The 19,553-nt window shown below is 68.7% G+C and carries 21 protein-coding genes and 1 tRNA gene; 17 read left to right on the top strand and 5 right to left on the bottom strand.

Annotated features, from left to right (window positions below; genetic code table 11):
* The first annotated feature begins 7 nt into the window (after positions 1–7).
* From DDW44_RS16150 to DDW44_RS16170, 5 genes are all read left to right on the top strand, one after another.
* Positions 8–262: a SpdD protein gene (locus tag DDW44_RS16150; RefSeq protein WP_108906884.1), complete on the top strand. Its 255-nt coding sequence runs from the start codon at positions 8–10 to the stop codon at positions 260–262.
* Positions 263–394: 132 nt separating this feature from the next.
* A complete protein-coding gene (locus DDW44_RS16155; protein WP_167455499.1) occupies positions 395–1,696 on the top strand; it encodes a replication initiator in 1,302 nt (433 codons plus the stop codon).
* On the top strand, positions 1,689–1,871 hold the full coding sequence (locus DDW44_RS16160; RefSeq protein WP_108906886.1) for a helix-turn-helix domain-containing protein: 183 nt from the start codon (positions 1,689–1,691) through the stop codon (positions 1,869–1,871). Before DDW44_RS16155 ends, DDW44_RS16160 begins: the two co-directional genes overlap by 8 nt.
* Positions 1,871–3,040, top strand: a complete 1,170-nt coding sequence (locus DDW44_RS16165; protein ID WP_108906887.1) for a site-specific integrase — start codon at positions 1,871–1,873, stop codon at positions 3,038–3,040. Before DDW44_RS16160 ends, DDW44_RS16165 begins: the two co-directional genes overlap by 1 nt.
* A 741-nt stretch (positions 3,041–3,781) precedes the next feature.
* Positions 3,782–4,933: a response regulator gene (locus tag DDW44_RS16170; protein ID WP_108906888.1), complete on the top strand. Its 1,152-nt coding sequence runs from the start codon at positions 3,782–3,784 to the stop codon at positions 4,931–4,933.
* 47 nt (positions 4,934–4,980) lie between these two features.
* Here DDW44_RS16170 and DDW44_RS16175 read toward each other — a convergent pair whose 3' ends face one another.
* The gene (locus DDW44_RS16175; protein WP_108906889.1) at positions 4,981–6,228 is read right to left on the bottom strand and encodes an NsdA family TPR-like regulatory protein; all 1,248 of its coding nucleotides are present in this window, start codon (positions 6,226–6,228) and stop codon (positions 4,981–4,983) included.
* Positions 6,229–6,386: 158 nt separating this feature from the next.
* Positions 6,387–6,764, bottom strand: a complete 378-nt coding sequence (locus DDW44_RS16180; protein ID WP_146207028.1) for a GntR family transcriptional regulator — start codon at positions 6,762–6,764, stop codon at positions 6,387–6,389.
* 470 nt (positions 6,765–7,234) lie between these two features.
* On the opposite strand from DDW44_RS16180, the gene DDW44_RS16185 reads away from it, so the two are divergent.
* The 12 genes from DDW44_RS16185 to DDW44_RS16245 all read left to right on the top strand — a co-directional run bounded on the left by DDW44_RS16185 (position 7,235) and on the right by DDW44_RS16245 (position 16,890).
* Positions 7,235–7,522 (top strand): hypothetical protein, encoded by a 288-nt coding sequence (locus tag DDW44_RS16185; protein ID WP_108906891.1) that lies wholly within the window; start codon positions 7,235–7,237, stop codon positions 7,520–7,522.
* Entirely contained in the window at positions 7,519–7,848 is a 330-nt protein-coding gene (locus DDW44_RS16190) for a hypothetical protein (protein WP_108906892.1), read from the top strand. Before DDW44_RS16185 ends, DDW44_RS16190 begins: the two co-directional genes overlap by 4 nt.
* Positions 7,845–8,834 (top strand): DUF2637 domain-containing protein, encoded by a 990-nt coding sequence (locus DDW44_RS16195; protein WP_108906893.1) that lies wholly within the window; start codon positions 7,845–7,847, stop codon positions 8,832–8,834. Before DDW44_RS16190 ends, DDW44_RS16195 begins: the two co-directional genes overlap by 4 nt.
* Positions 8,834–9,205, top strand: coding sequence for an RRQRL motif-containing zinc-binding protein (locus DDW44_RS16200; RefSeq protein ID WP_108906894.1), 372 nt, complete (start codon positions 8,834–8,836; stop codon positions 9,203–9,205). The genes DDW44_RS16195 and DDW44_RS16200 overlap by 1 nt, the downstream gene beginning before the upstream one ends.
* 91 nt (positions 9,206–9,296) lie before the next feature.
* Positions 9,297–11,522, top strand: a complete 2,226-nt coding sequence (locus DDW44_RS16205) for a cell division protein FtsK (RefSeq protein ID WP_208647967.1) — start codon at positions 9,297–9,299, stop codon at positions 11,520–11,522.
* 141 nt (positions 11,523–11,663) lie between these two features.
* Positions 11,664–11,921: a hypothetical protein gene (locus DDW44_RS16210; RefSeq protein ID WP_108906895.1), complete on the top strand. Its 258-nt coding sequence runs from the start codon at positions 11,664–11,666 to the stop codon at positions 11,919–11,921.
* A gap of 14 nt (positions 11,922–11,935) precedes the next feature.
* Positions 11,936–12,130, top strand: a complete 195-nt coding sequence (locus tag DDW44_RS16215; RefSeq protein ID WP_018891930.1) for a hypothetical protein — start codon at positions 11,936–11,938, stop codon at positions 12,128–12,130.
* A 15-nt stretch (positions 12,131–12,145) separates the two neighbouring features.
* A complete protein-coding gene (locus DDW44_RS16220) occupies positions 12,146–12,607 on the top strand; it encodes a hypothetical protein (protein ID WP_108906896.1) in 462 nt (153 codons plus the stop codon).
* A 160-nt stretch (positions 12,608–12,767) separates the two neighbouring features.
* Complete coding sequence (locus tag DDW44_RS16225; RefSeq protein WP_108906897.1) at positions 12,768–13,658, top strand: bifunctional DNA primase/polymerase; 891 nt, start codon at positions 12,768–12,770, stop codon at positions 13,656–13,658.
* 349 nt (positions 13,659–14,007) lie between these two features.
* Positions 14,008–15,183 carry a DUF3631 domain-containing protein gene (locus DDW44_RS16235; protein WP_108906898.1) on the top strand — a complete coding sequence of 392 codons (1,176 nt, stop codon included), beginning with the start codon at positions 14,008–14,010 and terminating at the stop codon, positions 15,181–15,183.
* A gap of 217 nt (positions 15,184–15,400) precedes the next feature.
* Positions 15,401–15,610, top strand: a complete 210-nt coding sequence (locus DDW44_RS16240) for a helix-turn-helix domain-containing protein (RefSeq protein WP_108906899.1) — start codon at positions 15,401–15,403, stop codon at positions 15,608–15,610.
* Positions 15,611–15,684: 74 nt separating this feature from the next.
* Entirely contained in the window at positions 15,685–16,890 is a 1,206-nt protein-coding gene (locus DDW44_RS16245; protein ID WP_108906900.1) for a site-specific integrase, read from the top strand.
* 83 nt (positions 16,891–16,973) lie between these two features.
* On the opposite strand, the gene DDW44_RS16250 is transcribed toward DDW44_RS16245, so the two are convergent.
* The 3 genes from DDW44_RS16250 to DDW44_RS16260 form a co-directional block, all read right to left on the bottom strand.
* A tRNA-Pro gene (locus DDW44_RS16250) sits at positions 16,974–17,047 on the bottom strand.
* 251 nt (positions 17,048–17,298) lie between these two features.
* On the bottom strand, positions 17,299–18,240 hold the full coding sequence (locus DDW44_RS16255; protein WP_026165280.1) for a metallophosphoesterase: 942 nt from the start codon (positions 18,238–18,240) through the stop codon (positions 17,299–17,301).
* Positions 18,123–19,475: a glycosyltransferase 87 family protein gene (locus tag DDW44_RS16260; protein WP_108906901.1), complete on the bottom strand. Its 1,353-nt coding sequence runs from the start codon at positions 19,473–19,475 to the stop codon at positions 18,123–18,125. Before DDW44_RS16260 ends, DDW44_RS16255 begins: the two co-directional genes overlap by 118 nt.
* Between the last annotated feature and the right edge of the window lie 78 nt (positions 19,476–19,553).

The raw sequence follows: 19,553 nt of genomic DNA on the forward strand, positions 1-19,553 counted from the left end.
GACCACCGTGTTCCGCCCCAAACTGCCCGACATTCCGACTCCGCCTCCGACGGCCGCGCCTCAGCAGACGCAGCCTCCGGCCGCCGCGGGTGGCCGTCCGGTCGCCCCGTACCTGGGCGTCGGTGCCGGCGCGGTCGCCGCCGTGGTCGTCGTCGGAGTCGTGCTCACCGCGCTCCTGGCGGCGGTTGCCGTTTCGGCCGTGTCCGTGGCCATCGCTGCCGTGGTCCTGCGCTCCCTCGTCACCGGCGCGCACAAGCGCTGACCGGCCGCCGGGGCGGCAAACGCCGCCAAGCATCCCGCCGCCCCGCCGGCCGCCTCCCAACCGTCGCAACAGCCGAAAGGAATTCCCATCATCACCCGGCAGACTCCGCCCCCGCTGGCGGAACTCTCCACGTTGGCCTCTCTCGGCACCCTGCCCGAGTTGGCCCGCCAGCTGTCCGGCCTGGGCGGTTGCACCCGCCCCGTACGTCTCGACGGCCACCGCACCGAGCTCGCGGTGGACCGGACGACGGGCGAGATCGGCCGCGTCCTGCACCACCTGGACTCGTCGGCCCTGCCCGCCGGTCAGCTCCTCGTCCGCTGCAACAACCGCCGTGCCACCCGGTGCGCGGCTTGCGCCGATGCCTACCGCCGCGACACCTACCACCTGATCACCGCCGGGCTCCGCGGCGGCAAGGGCACTCCCGAACAGGTCTCCACCCACCCGCGCGTCTTCGCCACCTTCACCGCTCCCGGCTTCGGCCCGGTCCACAACCGTCCCTCCAGCGGCCGGCACTGCCGCTGCGGCGTCCGGCACGACGACGCAGACACCGCCCTGGGCACGCCCCTCGACCCCGACACCTACGACTACGAAGCGGCCGTGCTGTGGAACGCGCACGCCGGTGCCCTGTGGCGGCGCTTCACGATCTACCTCCGCCGGGAGGTCGCCAAGCGCGTCGGCCTCACACAGCGGGCGTTCCGGGACCACGCCCGGATCTCCTTCGCGAAGGTGGCCGAGTACCAGAAGCGCGGCGCGGTGCACTTCCACGCCGTGATCCGCCTCGACGGCCCGGAGGGCGGTGACTCACCGGCCCCCACCTGGGCCACCGCCGAGCTGCTGACCGATGCCATACGGGCCGCGGCGGCCGCCGCTCGCGTCAACGGTCCGACGGTCGACGGCCGGTCGCACACCTTCGTCTTCGGCCGACAGCTCGACGTCCGCACGATCCGCACCGCCGACTTCGACGGCGGCCAGGAGCTGACCGAGCGAGCCGTGGCGGCGTACATCGCCAAGTACGCCACCAAGGGCGCCGAGACGGCGACCGGCACCCTGGACCGGCCGTTGAAGTTCCTCGCCGAGCTGGCCCAAGCCCAGATCACCGACCACGCCCGGCGCATGATCCGCACCGCCTGGGCCCTCGGCGCCCGTCCCGCACTGGCAGACCTCCGGCTGCGGGCCTGGGCCCACATGCTCGGCTTCCGCGGCCACTTCTCCACCAAGTCCCGCCGCTACTCCACCACCCTCGGCGCGCTCCGCGACGCCCGCGCCGAATGGCGCCGTGCCCAAGCGGCCCCGCCGGTCCTGCAGGACGGCGAAACCACGCTCGTCCTCGCGCACTGGGTCTTCGCCGGCACCGGCCTGTCCCGCGGCGAAGCCTGGCTCGCCGCATCCCTCGAACCCGCCCCCGGAACGGAAGGAGAACCAACCCATGCGTGACGAGGAGTTGTTGACCGTGGCCGATGTCATGGCACGGCTCAAAGTCGGCCGGTCGACGGTCTACGACCTGATCCGCACCCGGCGTCTGCCCTCCGTCGCCATCGGCCGGTGCCGGCGCATTCCGGCATCCGCCCTCGGGGACTTCATCGCCGCACAGATGAGGCGGGCCGCCTGATGACCAAGCGCCGTAGCCGCGGTGACGGCGGCCTGCACTGGGACGAGAAGAGACAACGCTGGATTGCCACGGCGAACCTCGGCTTCGATCCGAGCGGCAAGCGCATCGTCAAGCGGGGGAGTGGCAGGACCAAGACGGAGGCGAAGAACAAGCTCAAGGAGGTACTGCGGGACCACGAAGACGGCTTGGCGATCGCGCCCACCAACTACACGGTCAAGGACGCGGTGACGGACTGGCTCACCTACGGCCTGACGGGCCTCGATCTCAGCACCGTCGAAACGTCCACTCTTCTGAGCCGGAAGCACGTGATTCCGTCGCTCGGTGCTCGGAAGCTCCGTGATCTCAGCGCGGAAGACGTTGATCGCTGGCTCGCCGTCAAGGCCAAGACGCTCAGCACCCGGACCCTCCAGGCGATCCACTCGTGCCTGAACCGGGCCGTAAAGCGGGCCATGGCGCGGGACAAGGTGAAGCGCAACGTCGTCGAGCTGTGCTCGGTGCCCCAGGGCCGGGCGGGTCGCCCGTCGAAGGCGCTCACGTTCGTCCAGGCAGAAGCCGTGCTCAAGGGCGCGGAGGGGACCTCGATGTACGCCTACATCGTCGTCGCGCTGCTGACCGGCGCCCGTACCGAGGAGCTTCGGGCCCTCACCTGGGATCACGTCTTCCTGACGGGCCGGCCGGACTTCGATCCTGCCCAGCCTCCGCACATCGCCGTCTGGCGCTCGGTCCGGCGAAGCGGCGACACCAAGACCCGGAAGTCGCGGCGGACGCTCGCTCTACCGGCTCGCTGCGTGGAGGCTCTGTGGCAGCAGTTCGAAGACCAGGGCTGGGATCGTCTGGCCGCCGAAGAGAAGTGGGAGGAACACGGGCTCGTCTTCTCTTCGGCCGTGGGCACGCCGCTCGACGCGGCCAACGTCCGTCGGGCCTTCCGCCAGGCGCTCAAGAACGTCGACGGGATCGACGCAGACGAGTGGACGCCCCGGGAGCTCCGACACAGCTTCGTCTCGCTGCTCTCCGACCGGGGCGTCCCGCTGGAGGAGATCTCCCGGCTCGTCGGGCACTCCGGGACCGCCGTGACCGAGGAGGTCTACCGGAAGCAGATCCGGCCCGTGATCCAGACCGGGGCCGTGGTCATGGACGGGATCTTCGGAGCGCAGGAGCGGCGGCCATAGGCACGCGAAAGCGGTAGTCACTCAGATAGACACGCAGGTCGAAACAAGAAGACCACCTAGGGACGTTCCCAGGTGGTCTACCTGCTGTTTCGGCTGTCGGGGTGGCGGGATTTGAACCCACGACCTCTTCGTCCCGAACGCGATCAGCCGCCCGTGCTACCTCGTGTGGGGGATTTGGGCCTGGTCATTCGCACTGCTCTGTGTCCATGGCCGTCCACGACAGTCCCCAGGTGTTCGGCTCGTTTGGCCCCCTGTTTGGCCCCCCGATTGACCGCCCTTCAGGCGGCAACTGGGCTCAGGTGAAGGCCCGCCGGCCCTCGCTCGGGCTGGTGGTGCATCCCGACACGACTACCCCGCATGCGATACCTGAAGGCCGTTCATTCAATCCTGGCCTTGCCACTCTCCTGACCGGACCGCTCAGCGGTGCGGTCGCCTGCCTCCTGTGTCTTGACATGCTCGGGTTGGCGCCCGAGCCCTACCCAGGCCGAGTAGAGGCTCGACAGTCCGACTGCGAGCGTTGCTACAGACTGAGGTTCGACTCCGAGGGCTACGAGAGCGCTGCCGGTGGTGAGCACTGCCAAGAATGCGATCAGGTCGATTCGCCGTAGGCGCGGGTGCATGCCGTTGTACCTTTCTGCTATGCGGCGGTGGTGAGTGAGGATCAGGCTGCCGCTACCGCTAGGTGTTGCAACAGCTGCAACAGCGTTGCCATCGGGGTGGCAACGCTGAGGGGGTGGAGGCATGGGAGAATTGCTGCCGTTGGCGAGCGATCTTTCTGAAGAAGGGCGAGCATTATCTGAAGCCCTTAGGAGTATTTTTTCTGGTCTCGGTATCTCGGTGCGTCGGTACGCAGCTAGGCGACATCGCGACCCAGGCTCGGTGTCGCGCTTCTTGAACGGCTCACGGATCCCGCCTTGGGAGTTCGTTGCCGATCTGATTAACGACGTCGCGGAGCAGATGGGGAAGGCCCCCACCCCTGACGCGATGAATGTGTTGCGTGAAGTGCACAGGAGCGCCTTGAAAGCAAGTAGCGCACCGATGCATGCAGTTCAACTTCTTGAGGACCAGTTGGCCGAGGCTGACCGCGATGCGCGAGCAACTGCCCTGCAGCAAGAAATGCTGATGGAAGCCCTTCAGGCGCGTCAGCGCCGTATCGCAGACCTGCAAGTTCAGCTCAGCGAGTCCGAATCCTCAAGAATTCGAGAGGGCGCGCGACTAACTAAGGAGCTGGAACTTCAACGGGTGAGGTTTGACGAGCTCGAAGCTGAGCGTGATCAACTCTTGGAGGCGATCCGCCAGCTTGAAGAAGAGCTAGTCGCGGTACAGGCGCGCCACTTGGAGGCAGAGAGCCGGTGCGACCTACTAGAGCAGCGGCTCGCGTCCATGGAAGGCGATTCTGATGCTGACCCTGTGGAAGCTCGGCTTGCGGAGAAGGAGCCGCCCAAGTCGCAAATATTGATCGTGGAATCTGACGCTGCGAACGCAACTGCCTTGAGAGCAACCCTGGAGCCGTTGGATCAGGATCTAGTTTTCGCTTCTACAGGAGGGGAGGCACTCCGCCTTAGTTCGCAAGGCGGCGTCTCCCTGATTATTGTCTCGGTGGAGCTTCAAGGCGAGATGAGTGGATACGAGACTGTTGCTCAAATCAAACTCGTACCGGAATCCAGGGATATTCCGGTCATCTTTCTCACAGACATGGACGGGGGGCATAGCAGCTTTCGTGGCTATGCCGCTGGCGGCGTTGACTATCTAGTTAGACCGGTCGATCCATGGGTGTTGCGTGCGAAGGCTGCCGTCTTTGTCGAACTTCATTGGAAGACGGCCTACATGCGAGAAGCTGAGGGGTTGATTCGAGTGCTCGAAGCGAATTCGAGGGAAAGGGGTAGTTCGTAATTTCGCGAGCTCCCGCCTGTCTCCGATGGTGGCGCAGCTCGTTGTGATCACCGTGGTAGAAAGCCGGGCTTTTCCTGTCCGAGCGCATGCAGTCGGGCGAGGTACTCTCGCGCGGCCGGTTCGGAGGAGTACCGGCGTTTCATTTCGGCGGCAAGCTCACGGCTGGTCATGATGAGCGACGGGACCGACTGCCGGTCGCCTTCGAGGGCCCGTGCACCCATGATCAGTGCCTGTTCCAAGTCACCCTCACGTGCCGCCGTGACGCCCAGCGTGACGCGAGCTTCAGCGTTACGCATTGGCGAGCGGTCAGTGCCGTCGAAGTCCGTTCCTACCCTCAGCACCTCTTCGGCGAGCGTGCGCGCAAGCTTGTCCTCACCAACCAGGCGGTAGCAGTCCATGGCGTAGAAGTCGAACTTGGCGGGGTCCACCACGAAGTGATTGTCCAGGTTCTCGGGGTGCGGCATTCCTTCGAGCATTCGCCGCCCCTTGTCCAAGGCGACCTCGACTTGCCGGCGGTCTCCGAGTCGCGCCCATGCCTTGGCTTCCTGGGCAGCGAGTTGCACGGCCACGCCGTGGTGTGCGGCCGTCTCGGCTCCGGCCTGCGCCGCCGCGATGACGCCGCGGTAGTCGCCAGTCGTGAGGGCGAACCATGCCCGCATCTCGTGCGCCCACCCGGCAACCTCCGCATGGTCAGCCTCGGTCGCGAGCGAGAGCGCAGCCTGTCGCGTCGACTCTGCTGCGTGACGGTCGCCCGTGTCGTACTCGACACATCCGACCAGCAGAGCGAGCCAACCGGACAGAGCGAGTACTTCGCGGTGCTGCGCGAGCGTGAGGCTCTTCTTGTGGAGGTCGACAACACGGCGTAGCCACTGGCGCCCCTCGATGAGGAGCTGTTCGCTCGGCATGAACGGGTACTCCGAAGAAAGCCGGTCCGCCGTGATCCGCAGAGCATCGAGCGTGGCGTTGTCGATGTCCGACCGGTTGAGACGGCTCACGATCTCCAGCGTCTCCATGCCGGACGCTGCCAGGATCTCTGTGTCCCCGTCCCGCCGGGAAGGCGCCGGGAAGAGTGCGTGCGTCACGGTGCCGAAGACGGCTGCGATGATCGGTTGGTAGAAGTCGTTCGGCATCTGGCCTGACTCCCAGCGCTTCCACTGGCGAATCATGCTGTCTTCCGCGGGCAGCTCTGTAGGAGCGTGCCCGCGCAGTGCCCTTACGGCGTCACGCTGCGACCAGTCACGGGCCGCTCGTTCGGCAGCGATGCGCCGCGCCCATGTGGGCCTGTCGTCAGTCATGCGCCCTCCTCCGAGTACCTGCTCCGAGTCTCGCGCGTGAGCCGGGGGGACAGGGAAGGTGACAAAGGGGTGTCACCGGACATGTCCCCTCCTCCGCCCTGCTGTCCCCGGGCTGTCACTTACCTCTCAACTCCCGTTCCACGCATGCTGGTTGCAGATCAGGCACTCGGCGCGGAGCGGCTTTCGAGCGCTTCGAGCCTGCCCCGAAGTTCCGAGACTTGGGAGGTGAGATGTTCGAGCTGACGCAGGACTTCGGGAAGGTCGACACCCGCGTCGGCTTCGCTGCCTTCGGCGGCTTGCTGCGGATCGCGAGCGTAGCTGCCGCGCGACGTGGTCAGGATGAGCCCATCCTCACGGAGGATCGCAAGGGCTCGCTGCACCGTCATTCCCGAGATCTTGAACCGCGTAGCCAAGTCTCGCACGGAACCCACATGGGCCCCCGGCTTGATGTCGCCACACAAGATCTCTTGCCGCAGGATGTCGGCCGCCTGCTCGGACTCCGGTCTGGGGTCGTCTTTCGAGATATCAGCGCTCATCACGCCATCGAGCGTACCCACCCCTAGTACGACCTAGCACGAGGTCTGCGCGGGACTCTTGCGCGATGGCACGTGCTAGTACATGCTGTTACGCATTGGTACGGCGAGCCCGCAAGGGCTTCGCTGGCTGTGTCTGCAAGTGCTTGACCTGCAAGACCGCACGATCAGGAGCCCCGCATCGGACGGGGGGAGGCGACCCGGCGCCTTGTCATTAACCGGAGGGCTTAGACCGAAAGGTCACGTCTCCATACGCCTACTTCGAGGCCGGACAGCTCTACCTGACACGGGAGCGCGGTCGCGATGAAGGAGGCAAGCACTGCCGCCCCGATGGTCGTAGGCCGGGTTCGACTCCCGGCCGGGGCGCTTTCCCCTGCCGCGCTCGCGGCGGGGGTTCTCCCGGAGCAGGCGCCGTCTCACCAACACGCCTGCAGCTGCTCCGGCTCCCCTGTCCCTCCCATCAGGAGCCTTCCATGCGTACCTACATCGGCCGCCACCTGGCCGTCACCACCGATGAGTTCGCGGAACTCGCGCTCGGTACCCCGGTTGAACTGTGGCTGGGTGTCGAGGGCGAGAACGAGCAGGAGCGCGCGGCCCGCCTGGACGCGGCGCGCGACATCCTCGCTGACGATCCGGACCTTCCCGACGACCTGATCCGCATGGCCGCGCAGGTCATCGAGGAGAACCCGGACCTGTTCGACGCCGTCCCGCTGACCCGCCCCATCCGTCGCCGCACGGCGCGCAAGGGGGTGGCGGCATGAGCGACGCGCTGACGCTGGACGATCTGGCCGTGCCGCTGCGCGCGCTGCGCCTGCTGGCCGCGGATTTCGGGCATCTGTCGGCACCGTCGGTGCAGGTGTCCACCGTCTACCCAGAGCGGTTGGAGCTGACGTTCTACGACGACCTGCCGGGCTTCGAGACATGGCGGGAGGCCCTGGGTATCGTCCAGGACGCCGTGACCTACCGCGAGCAGAGCGACGGCCGTACGCGCGTCCTGCGCACGGCCGTCGACTACGCGGGCGCGGTGGTCCGTCTGACGGGCTACGCGGACATCGTCGCCCCGGTGTTGGCCGGGGGTGCGGCATGACGACCGTGCAGACCGTCGAGTCTTCGGCCGTGCCGCCGCTGACCCGCCCGGAAATGGGGCTCGCCGGTATCGGCGCGCTCGCCGCGGCCGGAGTCGGCGCACTCGGTCTGATCTCTTCCTTCGACGCGGTCTCGTCTGCCGCGGCTCGCTGGGGGTTCGGCGAGCCGTGGATGCTGCCGGTCGGTATCGACGTGGCCATCCCGGTGTTCACCGTGGCCAACCTGCTGTTGATCCGCATGGATATGGCGCTTGCGTGGGTGCGGTTCGTGCCCTGGGCGCTCACCCTGATCACCTGCGGGCTGAACGTTGCCGCCGGGCACGGCGTGTGGGCCAAGGTCGCGCACGGCACGATGCCGCTGCTGTGGGTGGTGTTCTCCGAGATCGGCGCGCACATCTACGCCGTGCGGATCGGCGCGGCCACCGGTCGCCGGATGGAGAAGATCCGGTTCTCTCGCTGGCTGCTGGCGTTTCCCTCCACGTTCGCGCTGTGGCGGCGCATGACGCTGTGGGAGGTCACCTCCTACTCCGAGGCACTGGCGCGGGAGAAGGAACGGCAGTTGGCCCGTGCGGACCTGCGCGAGCGCTACGGCCGAAAGTGGCGCTCGAAGACCCCGCGGCGCGAGCGCGTGATGCTGCGCATGGGCGACCTGGCCCCCGCTGCTGAGCAGGAGATGCCCGCACCGCCCCCGGCGGACAATCCGCCGGCACCGGCTGACGCCAAGCCGCGCCCGCGCCGCCGCACCCCGGCCAAGGGCAAGACCAAGGCACAGCGCACCTTCGAGGAGGCGCTGACCGAGGCGCGCACGGTCACCACAGAGTGGACCGAGGCGGAGCTGACCGCGGACCGTCTGCGCACCACGCTTCATGTCTCGCAGGCCAACGCCCGAAAGCTGCGCGAGCAGTTGAAGGCAGAGCGTGCCAACGGCCGTCCGTTGCACTCCGTGGACGACCCGGAGGGCGACGGCACGACGGCTGAGGCTGCCTGATGTTCGCCAAGTGCTTCGACCCGACCGGCGCAAGGCACGGACTGCCCACCTACCCGTGGCGCTACGCCCCCGACGGACTCGCCACCAAACGGCAGCTACGGGCCCGCGGCTTACGGCCCGGTGGGCAGTCCATCGCAGCGCAGATCATGCGCCCGCGCTACCGGCGTGGCCCGCTGGTCGCCTACCTCTACCGCGTAGACCGCGCCAAGCCCGTCCGACCGATGACACCAGGGAAGTGGGCCGCGCTCGCCAAGGCGAACCGGGCCCGCCGCACATGCCCCGCCTGCCGACAGGACGCCGGATACGTCATCCCTACCTCAGTCGGCATGTGCGTGCCCTGCGCCTACCCCGAGGAACAGCGCGCCGCCTGAACACCCCGCACCACGATCCGGCGGGGTCCGTCCGCCCACCTCCTACAGCGACGGCCGGACCCCGCTTTCCTCCCCTTGGAAGGGAATCTCAGTGAAGCACCCCGACGACGAGAACGAACTCTTCAACCGACTCGAAGCCGAGATGTCGGCCGACTCCGGGGGCGAGGTAGTCGACCTCGACAAGGCACGGTCGGCCCGTACGGAGTCGGCCGACCCGACTGCCCGACCCGACTCCGACCCGTCGGCCGACTCCGGCGCGGACCGGTCGGGTACCGAGTCGCCCGACCCGACCGCACCCGTGATGGTCGACCAACCGGCCCCGACCGCCACCGGTCCGGGCTACCTCGGTCGGCTCGCTGGCGCGCACCGCCGGGCGGTCGTTCCCGAGTGGCTGCGGTCGGTGGTGGAGCTGCGGACCGCCACGGCGTGGGTGGCCCGCCACTACGCCCATGCCGCCGGGTATCACGCGCTGCGTGCCCCGGTCTACGCCGCCCGGCTCGCCCTGCAAGCCCCGTCCGGTGCCGCGCGGTTCGTGGGCGGCACGATGCGGTGGGTGGCCGACCGCGAGGGGGAGCCGGTCCGACTCGCCGCGGTCCGGCGTGAGGATGCCGCGGAGTACCTGAAGCTGTCGCGGCAGCGCGACGGACGCGTCCGACTGCGCACCCTCGTGGCGGTGCTCGCGATGTTCGTTGGCTTGGGTGCCGTGCTCGCGATGTACGTGCTTGCTCCCGACTGGCTTCAGGCGGTTTCGGTGGGCGCGGTCGTGATGGCGCTCGGGTTCGCCGGTCAGCAGGCGGATGCCCCGGTCATCCACCGCGCGGTGGAGCTGCCCAAGGCGGTCAAGCTCACCAGTGACATCGTGCTGCGTGCGCTGGGTGCGCTGGGTATCCCGGCCATCAACCAGGCGCAGTCCAAGGGACGCGACGGGTTCGAGTTCACCGCCCCGATCACCCGCGACGGCCCCGGATGGCGGGCGGAGGGCAACCTCCCCTACGGCGTCACGGTGACGGACGTGATCGAGCGTCGCGACCGGCTCGCTTCCGGCCTGCGCCGGCCGCTGGGGTGTGTGTGGCCCGAGGCGGTACCGGATGAGCACACCGGACATCTCGTGCTGTGGGTCGGTGATCAGGACATGTCCAAGGCGAAGCAGCCCAAGTGGCCGCTGCTCAAGTCCGGCAGCGTGGATCTGTTCAAGCCGGTCGCCTACGGCACTGACCAGCGCGGACGCTGGGTCGAAGCCACGCTCATGTACATCGCGGGCGTCATCGGCGCCATCCCGCGCATGGGCAAGACGTTCCTGCTGCGCCTGCTGCTGCTCATCGCCGCTCTCGACCCGCGGGCGGAGCTCCACACCTACGACATGAAGGGCACCGGCGACCTCGACCCGGTCGGCGACGCCGTCTCCCACCGGCACGCCGCGGGCGACGACGACGAGTCCATCACCTACTGCCTGAACGACTTCCGCGCGCTGCGCGAGGAGTTGCGGCGGCGTACCAAGGTGATCCGCTCGCTGCCGCGGGATGTCTGCCCGGAGTCGAAGGTGACCAGCGCGCTTGCCGACAAGCGCTCCCTGGGGCTGCACCCGATCGTGATCGGGGTGGATGAGTGCCAGGTTCTCTTCGAGCACCCCGAGCACGCCAAGGAGTTCGAGGAGATCGCAACCGACCTGGTCAAGCGCGGTCCGGCCACCGGCATCGTGCTGCTGCTCGCCACGCAGCGCCCGGACGCCAAGGCGCTGCCCACCGGCATCAGCGCGAACGCGTCGGCTCGTTGGTGCCTGAAGGTCATGGGTCAGCTCGAAAACGACATGGTGCTTGGCACGTCCGCCTACAAGCGCGGGGTGCGGGCGACCATGTTCGCCTGGGGTGACAAGGGCATTCACTACTTCGTCGGTGAAGGCTCCGACGCCCGGATTGTGCGCTCCGTCTACGTCGACGGCCAGGGTGCCGAAGCCATCGGCGCCCGTGCCCGCCGCTTGCGCGAGGAAGCGGGCACCCTGTCCGGTCATGCGCTCGGCGAGGCATCCGAGCCGGTGACCAGCGCGTATGACCTGCTGCGCGACATCCTCGCCGTGGTGCCGGCCGATGAGCCCAAGGTGTGGTCCGAGACCGTCGTTGCCCGTCTCGCAGAGCTGCGCGAGGAGGTCTACGACGGATGGGACCCCGAGGGACTGGCCGCGGCTCTGAAGCCGCACGGCGTCTCCACGATCCAGGTGGGCCGCCGAGTGAAGGGCAAGGTCGTCAATCGGCGCGGCATCGACCGCTCCCACATCGTCACCACGATTGCGGAGCGTGACGGGAAGCGGGACGCGGGCTGAGGCTCCGGGGCCGCTAGCGCTAGCGGCAACCCCCGCTAACGTTAGCGGCCCCGCTAGCGCCCCAAACTCGCTCTGATCAGGCCGCTAGCGGATAGCGGCCCATCTGCGGAAACCCCTGGAACCCGCCTGGAAGGGCCCGTCATGACCCCTGTCCTGCTCGCTATCACCCTGATTCTTGGCGTAACGCTGTGTTACATCGCCGTGTGCGCTGCTTCCCCGTTCGGCAACTGCCGCAAGTGCAACGGCTGGGGCTTCGCCATGAAGACCGACCGCAAGGGCCGCATGAAGCGCGGCAAGGACTGCCGCCGCTGCAAGGCCACCGGCAAGCGCATACGCGTCGGCCGCTGGCTCTACAACCGCTGGGCCCGCATCTACCGCGCCGGTACCCACACCCCCTGACCGGAAGGCTCCCGATGATCCTCAACATCTCCGCCGTGCTCCTGTTCGGCGCCGCGTCCGCTCTCGCCGTCAAGACCAAGTCCGCCGGAGGGGGCGCCGCCATCGTGCTGTTCCTCTTCGGGTTCTTCGCCGCCGGGACCGGCGCGTACGAGCCCATCCACAACCTCGTGCAGGCGTCCGCCGACGCCATCACCCGACTCGGCAACTGACCGGAGGCCACGACCGTGAACGAATCCACTCGCCTCCCGGCCGCGTACGACACGGCGGCCAGGGGCCTCCACCACCCCACCCCGATCACGCCCGCGCCCACGGCGCCGCTCGTGCCTGTGCGGACCGGCGGAATCCCGGCGGTGGCGAGCGTCGTCCTGCCCGATGGCCGCGTCGTCACCGGCTACGCCATCACCCCCGTGCAGCCCGAGCCGGTCACGCACAAGCCGCCCGTCTCCCGCGCGGCGGTGAACATCGCTCTCGGGGGCGTCGGGTTCGCCGCGGTGTGCGGCGGGATGTTCCTGCTGACCGCGTTCATCACCGCGCTGACCGCGCTCATCACCCAGCTCGTCATCCTCGCCGCCGTCATCTTCGGCGGCTTCATCGCCGTGCAGGTCTTCAGCGCGAGCGGCCACAAGGGCGGGACCACGGTCAACATCCGCAAGGCCGTCTTCAAGCGCAGTCACTTCCACGGCTAGCTACGCCCGAGGCGGGCGCCGTCTCACCACAAGCCTGCGCCCGCCCCGGTTCTCCAGTCCCTCCAAGAGAGCAGGAGATATCCAGCATGACCCAACGAGCGAACTTCGGCGAGGGCCGTCCGGCCCTGGCCACCCCATCGAGCGCGACGGGGGTGACGGCATGAACCGTCACCTCCTGTTCGCCGCCCTGGATGCCGCGGAACGCGGATGGGCCGTCCTCCCGCTGCGTCCCGGCGACAAGCGTCCGGCCCTGCACGGTGAGGACGTCTGCCCCGGCATTGGGGACTGCGCGGGCGGTCACCGCAAGTGGGAAGAGCGCGCCACCATCGACCCGGACCGCATCCGCCGCGCGTGGGGCGACCTGCCGTTCAACGTCGGCATCGCGACCGGCCCGTCCGGGCTGGTCGTCGTCGACCTCGACATGCCCAAGCGGAAGAGCAGTACGGACACGCCTAACGGCGTGACGACCTTCACGGCGCTCTGCGAGCGCGCCGGGCACGCCGTCCCCACCACACGCACGGTGCGGACCGCGAGCGGCGGGGTCCACCTGTACTTCACCGTCCCGCCCGGCGTCCGGCTCGGCAACACGGCCGGACGGCTCGGCAAGCGCATCGACACCCGCGCGTGGGGTGGCTACGTCGTTGCCCCCGGCAGCCTCACCCCCACGGGCGCCTACGCGGTCGTCAACGACATGCCGCCCGCGCCCCTGCCGGAGTGGGTGTACACCAGCCTGACGGCCCGTCAGTCTTCGCGGGCACTAATGCCTACACCGGCGTCCGTGCGGGCGTCCAGCTATGCCGCAGCGGGCTTGAACGCGGAAACCGCGAGCGTTCGAGCGGCCCCCGAGGGCGAGCGCAACGCCACCTTGCTCCGGGCGGCGCGAGCCCTGGGGCGGTTTATCGCGTGGGGCGACCTTCCCAGGGGGCAGGTTGAGGAGGCTCTTCAGTGGGCGGGGGAGCAGGCCGGTCTGTCGCCGCGATCGTGTGAGGCGACCATTCGTAGCGGTCTGAACTGGTCGATTGCCCGCAACGGTCAGCGGAGGGCGGCATGAGTACCCGGCTCCGCCCCCAACTGAAGAGCCTTCCCGCAACTCCCACCGGCCCGCGCGCCGCTGCACAAGCCGCGCTCGCTCCGGCCGTGGGCGAGCCGAAAGGCGCCGCCCGTAAGGGCGTCCCTTCTGCTCTTCGTCCTGACCCGCGCCAGGGAGACGGCAGGAACCCGATCGCGTGGCTGTGCATCTCCGCACCGCGCGGCGCCGTCCCTACGGCCACCTCGAAGTGCCTATGCGGCAGGGACCGCAGCGCCGTTGGTCACGCGAAGGTTCTCGCCCTGATCGAAGACCACACCGCCCACCGCGACGTTTGCCCGCTCCGCATCAACCAGGAAGGGAGGCAGGCGGCATGAGCGCCAACCCGCCGGCACCCGCCATGGACGGCTCCGCACTGCTCGATGAGGTGGAAGCCTTCCACCGCCGCTTCAACATCTTCCCTCTCGAAGCCGCGTACGTCGCCGTGACGCTGTGGGACGCACACGCGCACCTGCTCGACTGCTTCGACTCCACACCGCGGCTCGCGTTCCTGTCGCCGGAGCCGGGTTCGGGCAAGTCCCGCGCGCTGGAGATCGTGGAAACCCTCGTCCCGCAACCCATGGTCGCGGTCAACGCCTCCGCCTCCGCGCTCTTCCGCGCGGTCTCGGGGATGGAGGGACGGCCCACGATCCTGTTTGACGAGATCGACACCGTATTCGGGCCCAAGGCCGGAGAGAACGAACAGCTCCGTGGCTTCCTGAACGCAGGTCACCGCCGCTCCGGCGTCATGTGGCGCTGCGTGGGTGACGGCTCCAACCAGCAGGTACAGGAGTTCCCGTCGTTCTGCGGAGTCGCGGTCGCTGGACTCGGCTCGCTGCCGGACACGATCCTCACGCGCTCGGTCATCGTCCGCATGCGCCGCCGCGCACCGAACGAGCGGGTGGAGCCGTTCCGGCAGCGCATCCACGAGAAGGAGGGGCACGCGCTGCGCGACCGGCTCTCCACGTGGGCGCAGTCCGTGCGCCACCTGGTCGACGGGGTGTTCCCGGCACTGCCGGAGGGCATCAGCGACCGGCCCGCGGACGTGTGGGAACCGCTGCTCGCCATCGCGGACGCGGCGGGCGGCGCGTGGCCGGAGCGGGCCCGCGCCGCGTGCATCGAGCTGGTGAACGCGGCCAAGACCAGCGATAAGGGCAGCGTCGGTATCCGGCTGTTGACCGACCTGCGCGACTACGTGTTCAACGGCATCGACCGTCTGCCCACCGTCGCCATCCTCGACAGGCTGCACAGCCTCGAAGAGGCACCGTGGGCGGACATGAGCGGTAAGCCGCTCGATGCTCGCGGGCTGTCGCGGATGCTGCGGGAGTACATGACCGCGGACAACGCCCCCATCGCGGCCCGCAACATCAAGGCCGGGGGGAGCGTCATGAAGGGCTACTACGCGAGCGATCTGCACGACGCGTGGCAGCGCTACTGCCCACCCCCCGCGGAAAGTGCGCTACTTCCGCTACCTCCGCTACCGGGCAGCTCAGAGGCGGTTTCCGGGTAGCGGCAAGCCGCTCCGCATCCGCTACCGCAACGCCCCATCCGCTACCCGCCCCGCGGCCACGATCCCGGGGCCGGTAGCGGCTCCATCCGCTACCCGCACCCCTATCCGCTACCTCGATCACACCCCTGACCAGGGCGGTAGCGGAGGTAGCGGAAGTAGCGGACCTGACAGGAAGGGGGCCACCGCCCCCGGAACCCTGCCGAGGAGGCACCGCCGCATGACCACGGTTGCTGAACCTGCCGAACAGCTCCTCTACCGCCCCGAAGAGGCCGCCAAGGCTCTCAGGATCGGACGCTCGATGGTCTACGAGGAGATACGCCTCGGACGACTTCAGACCGTCCGCATCGGCCGTCGCCGACTCGTGCCGCCGGAGTACATCGCGCAGTACGTCGAACTCCTTAAGCGCGAGGCAGAGGCCACCGCCTGAACCTCCCATCAGCTCAGTTCCACAGGGCCGCGCCCGTCAGGGCGCGGCCCTGTCCCATGGAGGCACAACAGAACATGACCGAGACTCCGAAGCGCGCCCAAAGGGCTGGCCACGGTGCAGACACGATCTATTGGGACCCCGCCAAGAAGAGCTACGTGGGCGCCGTCTCGCTGGGGTACGCCCCGAACGGCAAGCGCCGTCGACCGAAGGTGTACGGCAAGACGAAGACCGAAGTGCGCCAGAAGATCCGGGACTTGAAGAAGGAGGTGCAGACGGGCGTCAAGGCGCCGGCCAACTACACCGTGGCCGACGCGGTGAACGACTGGTTGGAGCGCGGGCTGAAGGGGCGCGACGAGAAGGGCACCATCGGCAAGAACCGCTCGATGGCGAGCAAGCACCTAATCCCGTTCATCGGCAAGGCCAAGCTGAAGGAACTCAGCGCGGACGACGTGGACGACTGGTTGGACGACAGGGCGGAATTCCTCGCGACTCGAAGCCTGCGTGACCTGCTCGCCGTCCTGCGCCGCTCCATCGCGCACGCTCAGCGCAGGGACAAGGCTGCGCGGAACGTCGCCCTACTCGTCACCGCACCGGAAGGGCGCCCCGGCCGTCCGAGCAAGGCGCTGAACCTGGAGCAGGCGAAGGCCGTGCTCACCGCCGCGCGTCCGTCACGGCTTTATGCCTACCTCGTGCTCTCGCTCCTGAGCGGAGTCCGCACCGAAGAGGCACGGCCCCTCACCTGGGATCACGTCTACCTGGAGACGACGGACGGCATACCGCCGCACGTCGCCGTCTGGCGCTCGGTGCGAAAGCACGGTGAGACGAAGACCCGGAAGAGCCGCCGGACTGTCGCTCTGCCGAAGCAGGTGGTCGAAGTGCTCGAAGAGCACATGCGATGGCAGAAGCAGGAGCGAGCATCGAGGGGGATGGAGTGGAGCCCGACCGGCCGTGTCTTCACGACTCGGAGCGGCGAGCCGCTTGACGCGGCCAACGTCCGGCGAGACTTCAAGGCCATCGTGAAGAAGGCCGGACTGAAGCCTGAGTGGACGCCGCGGGAGCTCCGGCACAGCTTCGTGTCCCTGCTCTCCGATCACGGCATCCCCCTGGAGCGGATCGCGCTCTTGGTCGGTCACAGCAGTCAGGCGACCACAGAGGCGGTCTACCGCAAGCAGCTCCGGCCCGTGATCACGCAGGGTGCCGAAGCGATGGATGACATCTTCGCCGAAGATCAGGAAGTGGAGGCCGCGGAGGGCGACGAAGAGAGCGACGCCGTGGCCTGATCAAATTCGTTTGGCCCCCCGTTTGGCCCCCCGAGCACGACAGAGGCCCATTCGCAATCACGCGAATGGGCCTCTGACCTGTGTCGGGGTGGCGGGATTTGAACCCACGACCTCTTCGTCCCGAACGAAGCGCGCTGCCAAGCTGCGCCACACCCCGATGTCGCTACTGTCGCGGCGACGACGTTTACTTTAGCCCACCGGCGCCCGGAGACGAAATCCGGTTTCCCGGGGTCCTCACCTGGGGCGGAGCGGTGAGAGCGGCCTCGGTCCCCGGCCGGAGGGGAGGAGGGGAGGGGTGGCGCCTCAGCAGTCCCACCCATATCCGAAGTCCCTGGCCCGGTGCCCGTCCGTGCCGGCGTTGCCGGCTGATTCGGCCCGCGCTTCCCCTCAGCCTCCTCACGCTTCCCCTCAGTCCCGCGCCACCAGTGTCAGCAGCGTCGCCTCCGGGGGGCAGGCGAAGCGGACCGGGGTGTAGCGGTTGGTGCCGCAGCCGGCGGAGACGTGCAGGTAGGAGACGAGGCCGTCGGACCTGTGGGTGGACAGGCCCTTCACCCGGTCGGTGTCGATGTCGCAGTTGGTGATCAGGGCGCCGTAGAACGGGATGCACAGCTGGCCGCCGTGGGTGTGGCCCGCGAGGATCAAGGGGTAGCCCTCGGTGGTGAAGGCGTCGAGAGAGCGCAGATAGGGGGCGTGGACGACCGCCATCGAGAAGTCGGCCGTCCGGTCGGGACCGCCGGCGACCTCCTCGTACCGGTCCCGCTTGATGTGCGGATCGTCGACTCCGGTGAAGGCGAGCTCGAGGCCGCCGTCGAGCTTCAGGCGGCCGCGCGCGTTGTTCAGCCCGATCCAGCCCGCCGCGTCGAAGGCGTCCCGGAGGCCCTCCCACGGGTTGTGCACGGCGCCCACCGCCGGGGCGTTGCCGTTGAGCCCGTGGCGGCCCTGGGCCTTCTCGATCAGATAGCGGGCCGGGTTGCGCAGCTTCGGGCCGTAGTAGTCGTTGGAGCCGAAGACGTACACACCCGGGTACTCCATCAGCGGCCCGAGGGCGTCGAGTACCTCGGGCACGCCGTCGGTGTCCGACAGGTTGTCGCCGGTGTTGACGACGAGGTCGGGGCGCAGCCCCGCCAGGGACTGCAGCCAGGCGCGCTTCTTTCGCTGTCCGCAGACCATGTGGATGTCGGAGACCTGCAGCACCCGCAGTGGGCGCATCCCTCTCGGCAGAACCGGGACCGTCACCCGCCGGAGCCGGAAGGAGCGGGCTTCGAACCCGGCCGCGTAGGCGATGCCGGCTGCTCCGAGAGCCGTGACACCGGCACCGATTTTGAGGGGGAGGCCGTAGCGTGCGCGCATGTGCCCATGGTCGCAGACGGCCCGCTCTCCGCATACGGCCCGTCCCCGTCCGTGCCCGGCCCCCCGAGCGGCAGGAGCAGGAGGAGGAGCAGCGCTATCCACACGTAGGCGTTGGCGCCCAGGAACCCGGGCGCACCGCCGTCGTTCCAGCGCCACAACCACACCATGCTGCTGCACAGGATGGCGTAGGTGGCGAGGGCCCAGGTCAGCAGCCTGCGCCGGCGCCGCCCACCCGGCGCCGCCCGCAGCCCCTTGTCGGTGAGTACGGCGAGGGCCGGGATGAGCCAGACGAGGTGGTGCACCCAGGTGACCGGGCTCACCAGGCACGCGGCGATACCCGTCAAGGCGAAGCCGGCGAGCTCGTCACCCGCGGCGACGGCCTGCCGTGCCCGCCGGGCCCACAGCCACATCAGGAGCAGTACGCCGACTGCCCACACGGCGCGGCTGGGCTCGGCGAACGGTTCGGTGAGCCGGGCCAGCATGCCCTGCCAGGACTGGTTGGAGACATAGGAGAGCGAACCGACCCGGTCGGTGTTCCACATCGCCTCGGTCCAGAACGTGCGCGACGCGGTCGGTGCCACCCATGCCGCGAGGAGGGTCGCACCGCTCGCGGTGCCGATGGCGACCCCGGCCGCCCGCCACCGGCGGGTGACCAGCAGGTAGCAGATGAAGATCGCCGGGGTGAGCTTGATCGCGGCGGCGAGGCCGATGCCGAGACCGGCCAGCCGCCCGAGGGACGGGAAGCGTTCCCGCCCGGCGGCCAGCAGCCGGCAGTCGGCGAGGACCAGCGCGAGGAGCAGCAGGTTGACCTGGCCGAAGCTCACGGTGTCCCGGACGGGCTCCAGCAGGGCGAGCATGCAGGCCGCGACGGCGTACGCGAACCATCTGTGGCGGCTCTCCCGGCGGATCGTCGCGGCGAGGCAGACGTGGATGACGACTGCGGCGGCCGCGACGTTCATGAGCTGGCTTATCGCCAGTGCGCTGTGCCAGCCGACGAGGGCCATCGGCAGCATGCACAGCGCCGCGAAGGGCGGATATGTGAAGCCGTAGTGGGTTCCGGGCCTGAGGTAGTCGTAGATCGGGTCGCCGCCGATCCAGTGCTTGACCGCCCCGTAGTAGACGTGCAGGTCGAACCAGTTCCGGTGGAAGGGCACGGTCGCGAGGAAGAAGATCACCACCGCCGCCATGCCGAGGCCCGCCAGGACGCGGCCCCGCGTGGTCGCGGGGATCCTCACGCTGTGCTGCCCACCGGACGGCGCGGGTCCCGCACCGCGCCGTCGCGCGGCGACGGAGGTTCCGCGGGCGAGGGGCCC

This window comes from Streptomyces tirandamycinicus, assembly GCF_003097515.1.
GTDB lineage: Bacteria > Actinomycetota > Actinomycetes > Streptomycetales > Streptomycetaceae > Streptomyces > Streptomyces tirandamycinicus.

Coding starts and splice junctions, on each gene's coding strand:
- DDW44_RS16160 (WP_108906886.1), top strand. CDS start 1,689: ATGCGTGACGAGGAGTTGTTGACCGTGGCCGATGTCATGGCACGGCTC.
- DDW44_RS16165 (WP_108906887.1), top strand. CDS start 1,871: ATGACCAAGCGCCGTAGCCGCGGTGACGGCGGCCTGCACTGGGACGAG.
- DDW44_RS16170 (WP_108906888.1), top strand. CDS start 3,782: ATGGGAGAATTGCTGCCGTTGGCGAGCGATCTTTCTGAAGAAGGGCGA.
- DDW44_RS16175 (WP_108906889.1), bottom strand. CDS start 6,228: ATGACTGACGACAGGCCCACATGGGCGCGGCGCATCGCTGCCGAACGA.
- DDW44_RS16180 (WP_146207028.1), bottom strand. CDS start 6,764: ATGAGCGCTGATATCTCGAAAGACGACCCCAGACCGGAGTCCGAGCAG.
- DDW44_RS16185 (WP_108906891.1), top strand. CDS start 7,235: ATGCGTACCTACATCGGCCGCCACCTGGCCGTCACCACCGATGAGTTC.
- DDW44_RS16190 (WP_108906892.1), top strand. CDS start 7,519: ATGAGCGACGCGCTGACGCTGGACGATCTGGCCGTGCCGCTGCGCGCG.
- DDW44_RS16195 (WP_108906893.1), top strand. CDS start 7,845: ATGACGACCGTGCAGACCGTCGAGTCTTCGGCCGTGCCGCCGCTGACC.
- DDW44_RS16200 (WP_108906894.1), top strand. CDS start 8,834: ATGTTCGCCAAGTGCTTCGACCCGACCGGCGCAAGGCACGGACTGCCC.
- DDW44_RS16210 (WP_108906895.1), top strand. CDS start 11,664: ATGACCCCTGTCCTGCTCGCTATCACCCTGATTCTTGGCGTAACGCTG.
- DDW44_RS16215 (WP_018891930.1), top strand. CDS start 11,936: ATGATCCTCAACATCTCCGCCGTGCTCCTGTTCGGCGCCGCGTCCGCT.
- DDW44_RS16225 (WP_108906897.1), top strand. CDS start 12,768: ATGAACCGTCACCTCCTGTTCGCCGCCCTGGATGCCGCGGAACGCGGA.
- DDW44_RS16235 (WP_108906898.1), top strand. CDS start 14,008: ATGAGCGCCAACCCGCCGGCACCCGCCATGGACGGCTCCGCACTGCTC.
- DDW44_RS16240 (WP_108906899.1), top strand. CDS start 15,401: ATGACCACGGTTGCTGAACCTGCCGAACAGCTCCTCTACCGCCCCGAA.
- DDW44_RS16245 (WP_108906900.1), top strand. CDS start 15,685: ATGACCGAGACTCCGAAGCGCGCCCAAAGGGCTGGCCACGGTGCAGAC.
- DDW44_RS16255 (WP_026165280.1), bottom strand. CDS start 18,240: ATGCGCGCACGCTACGGCCTCCCCCTCAAAATCGGTGCCGGTGTCACG.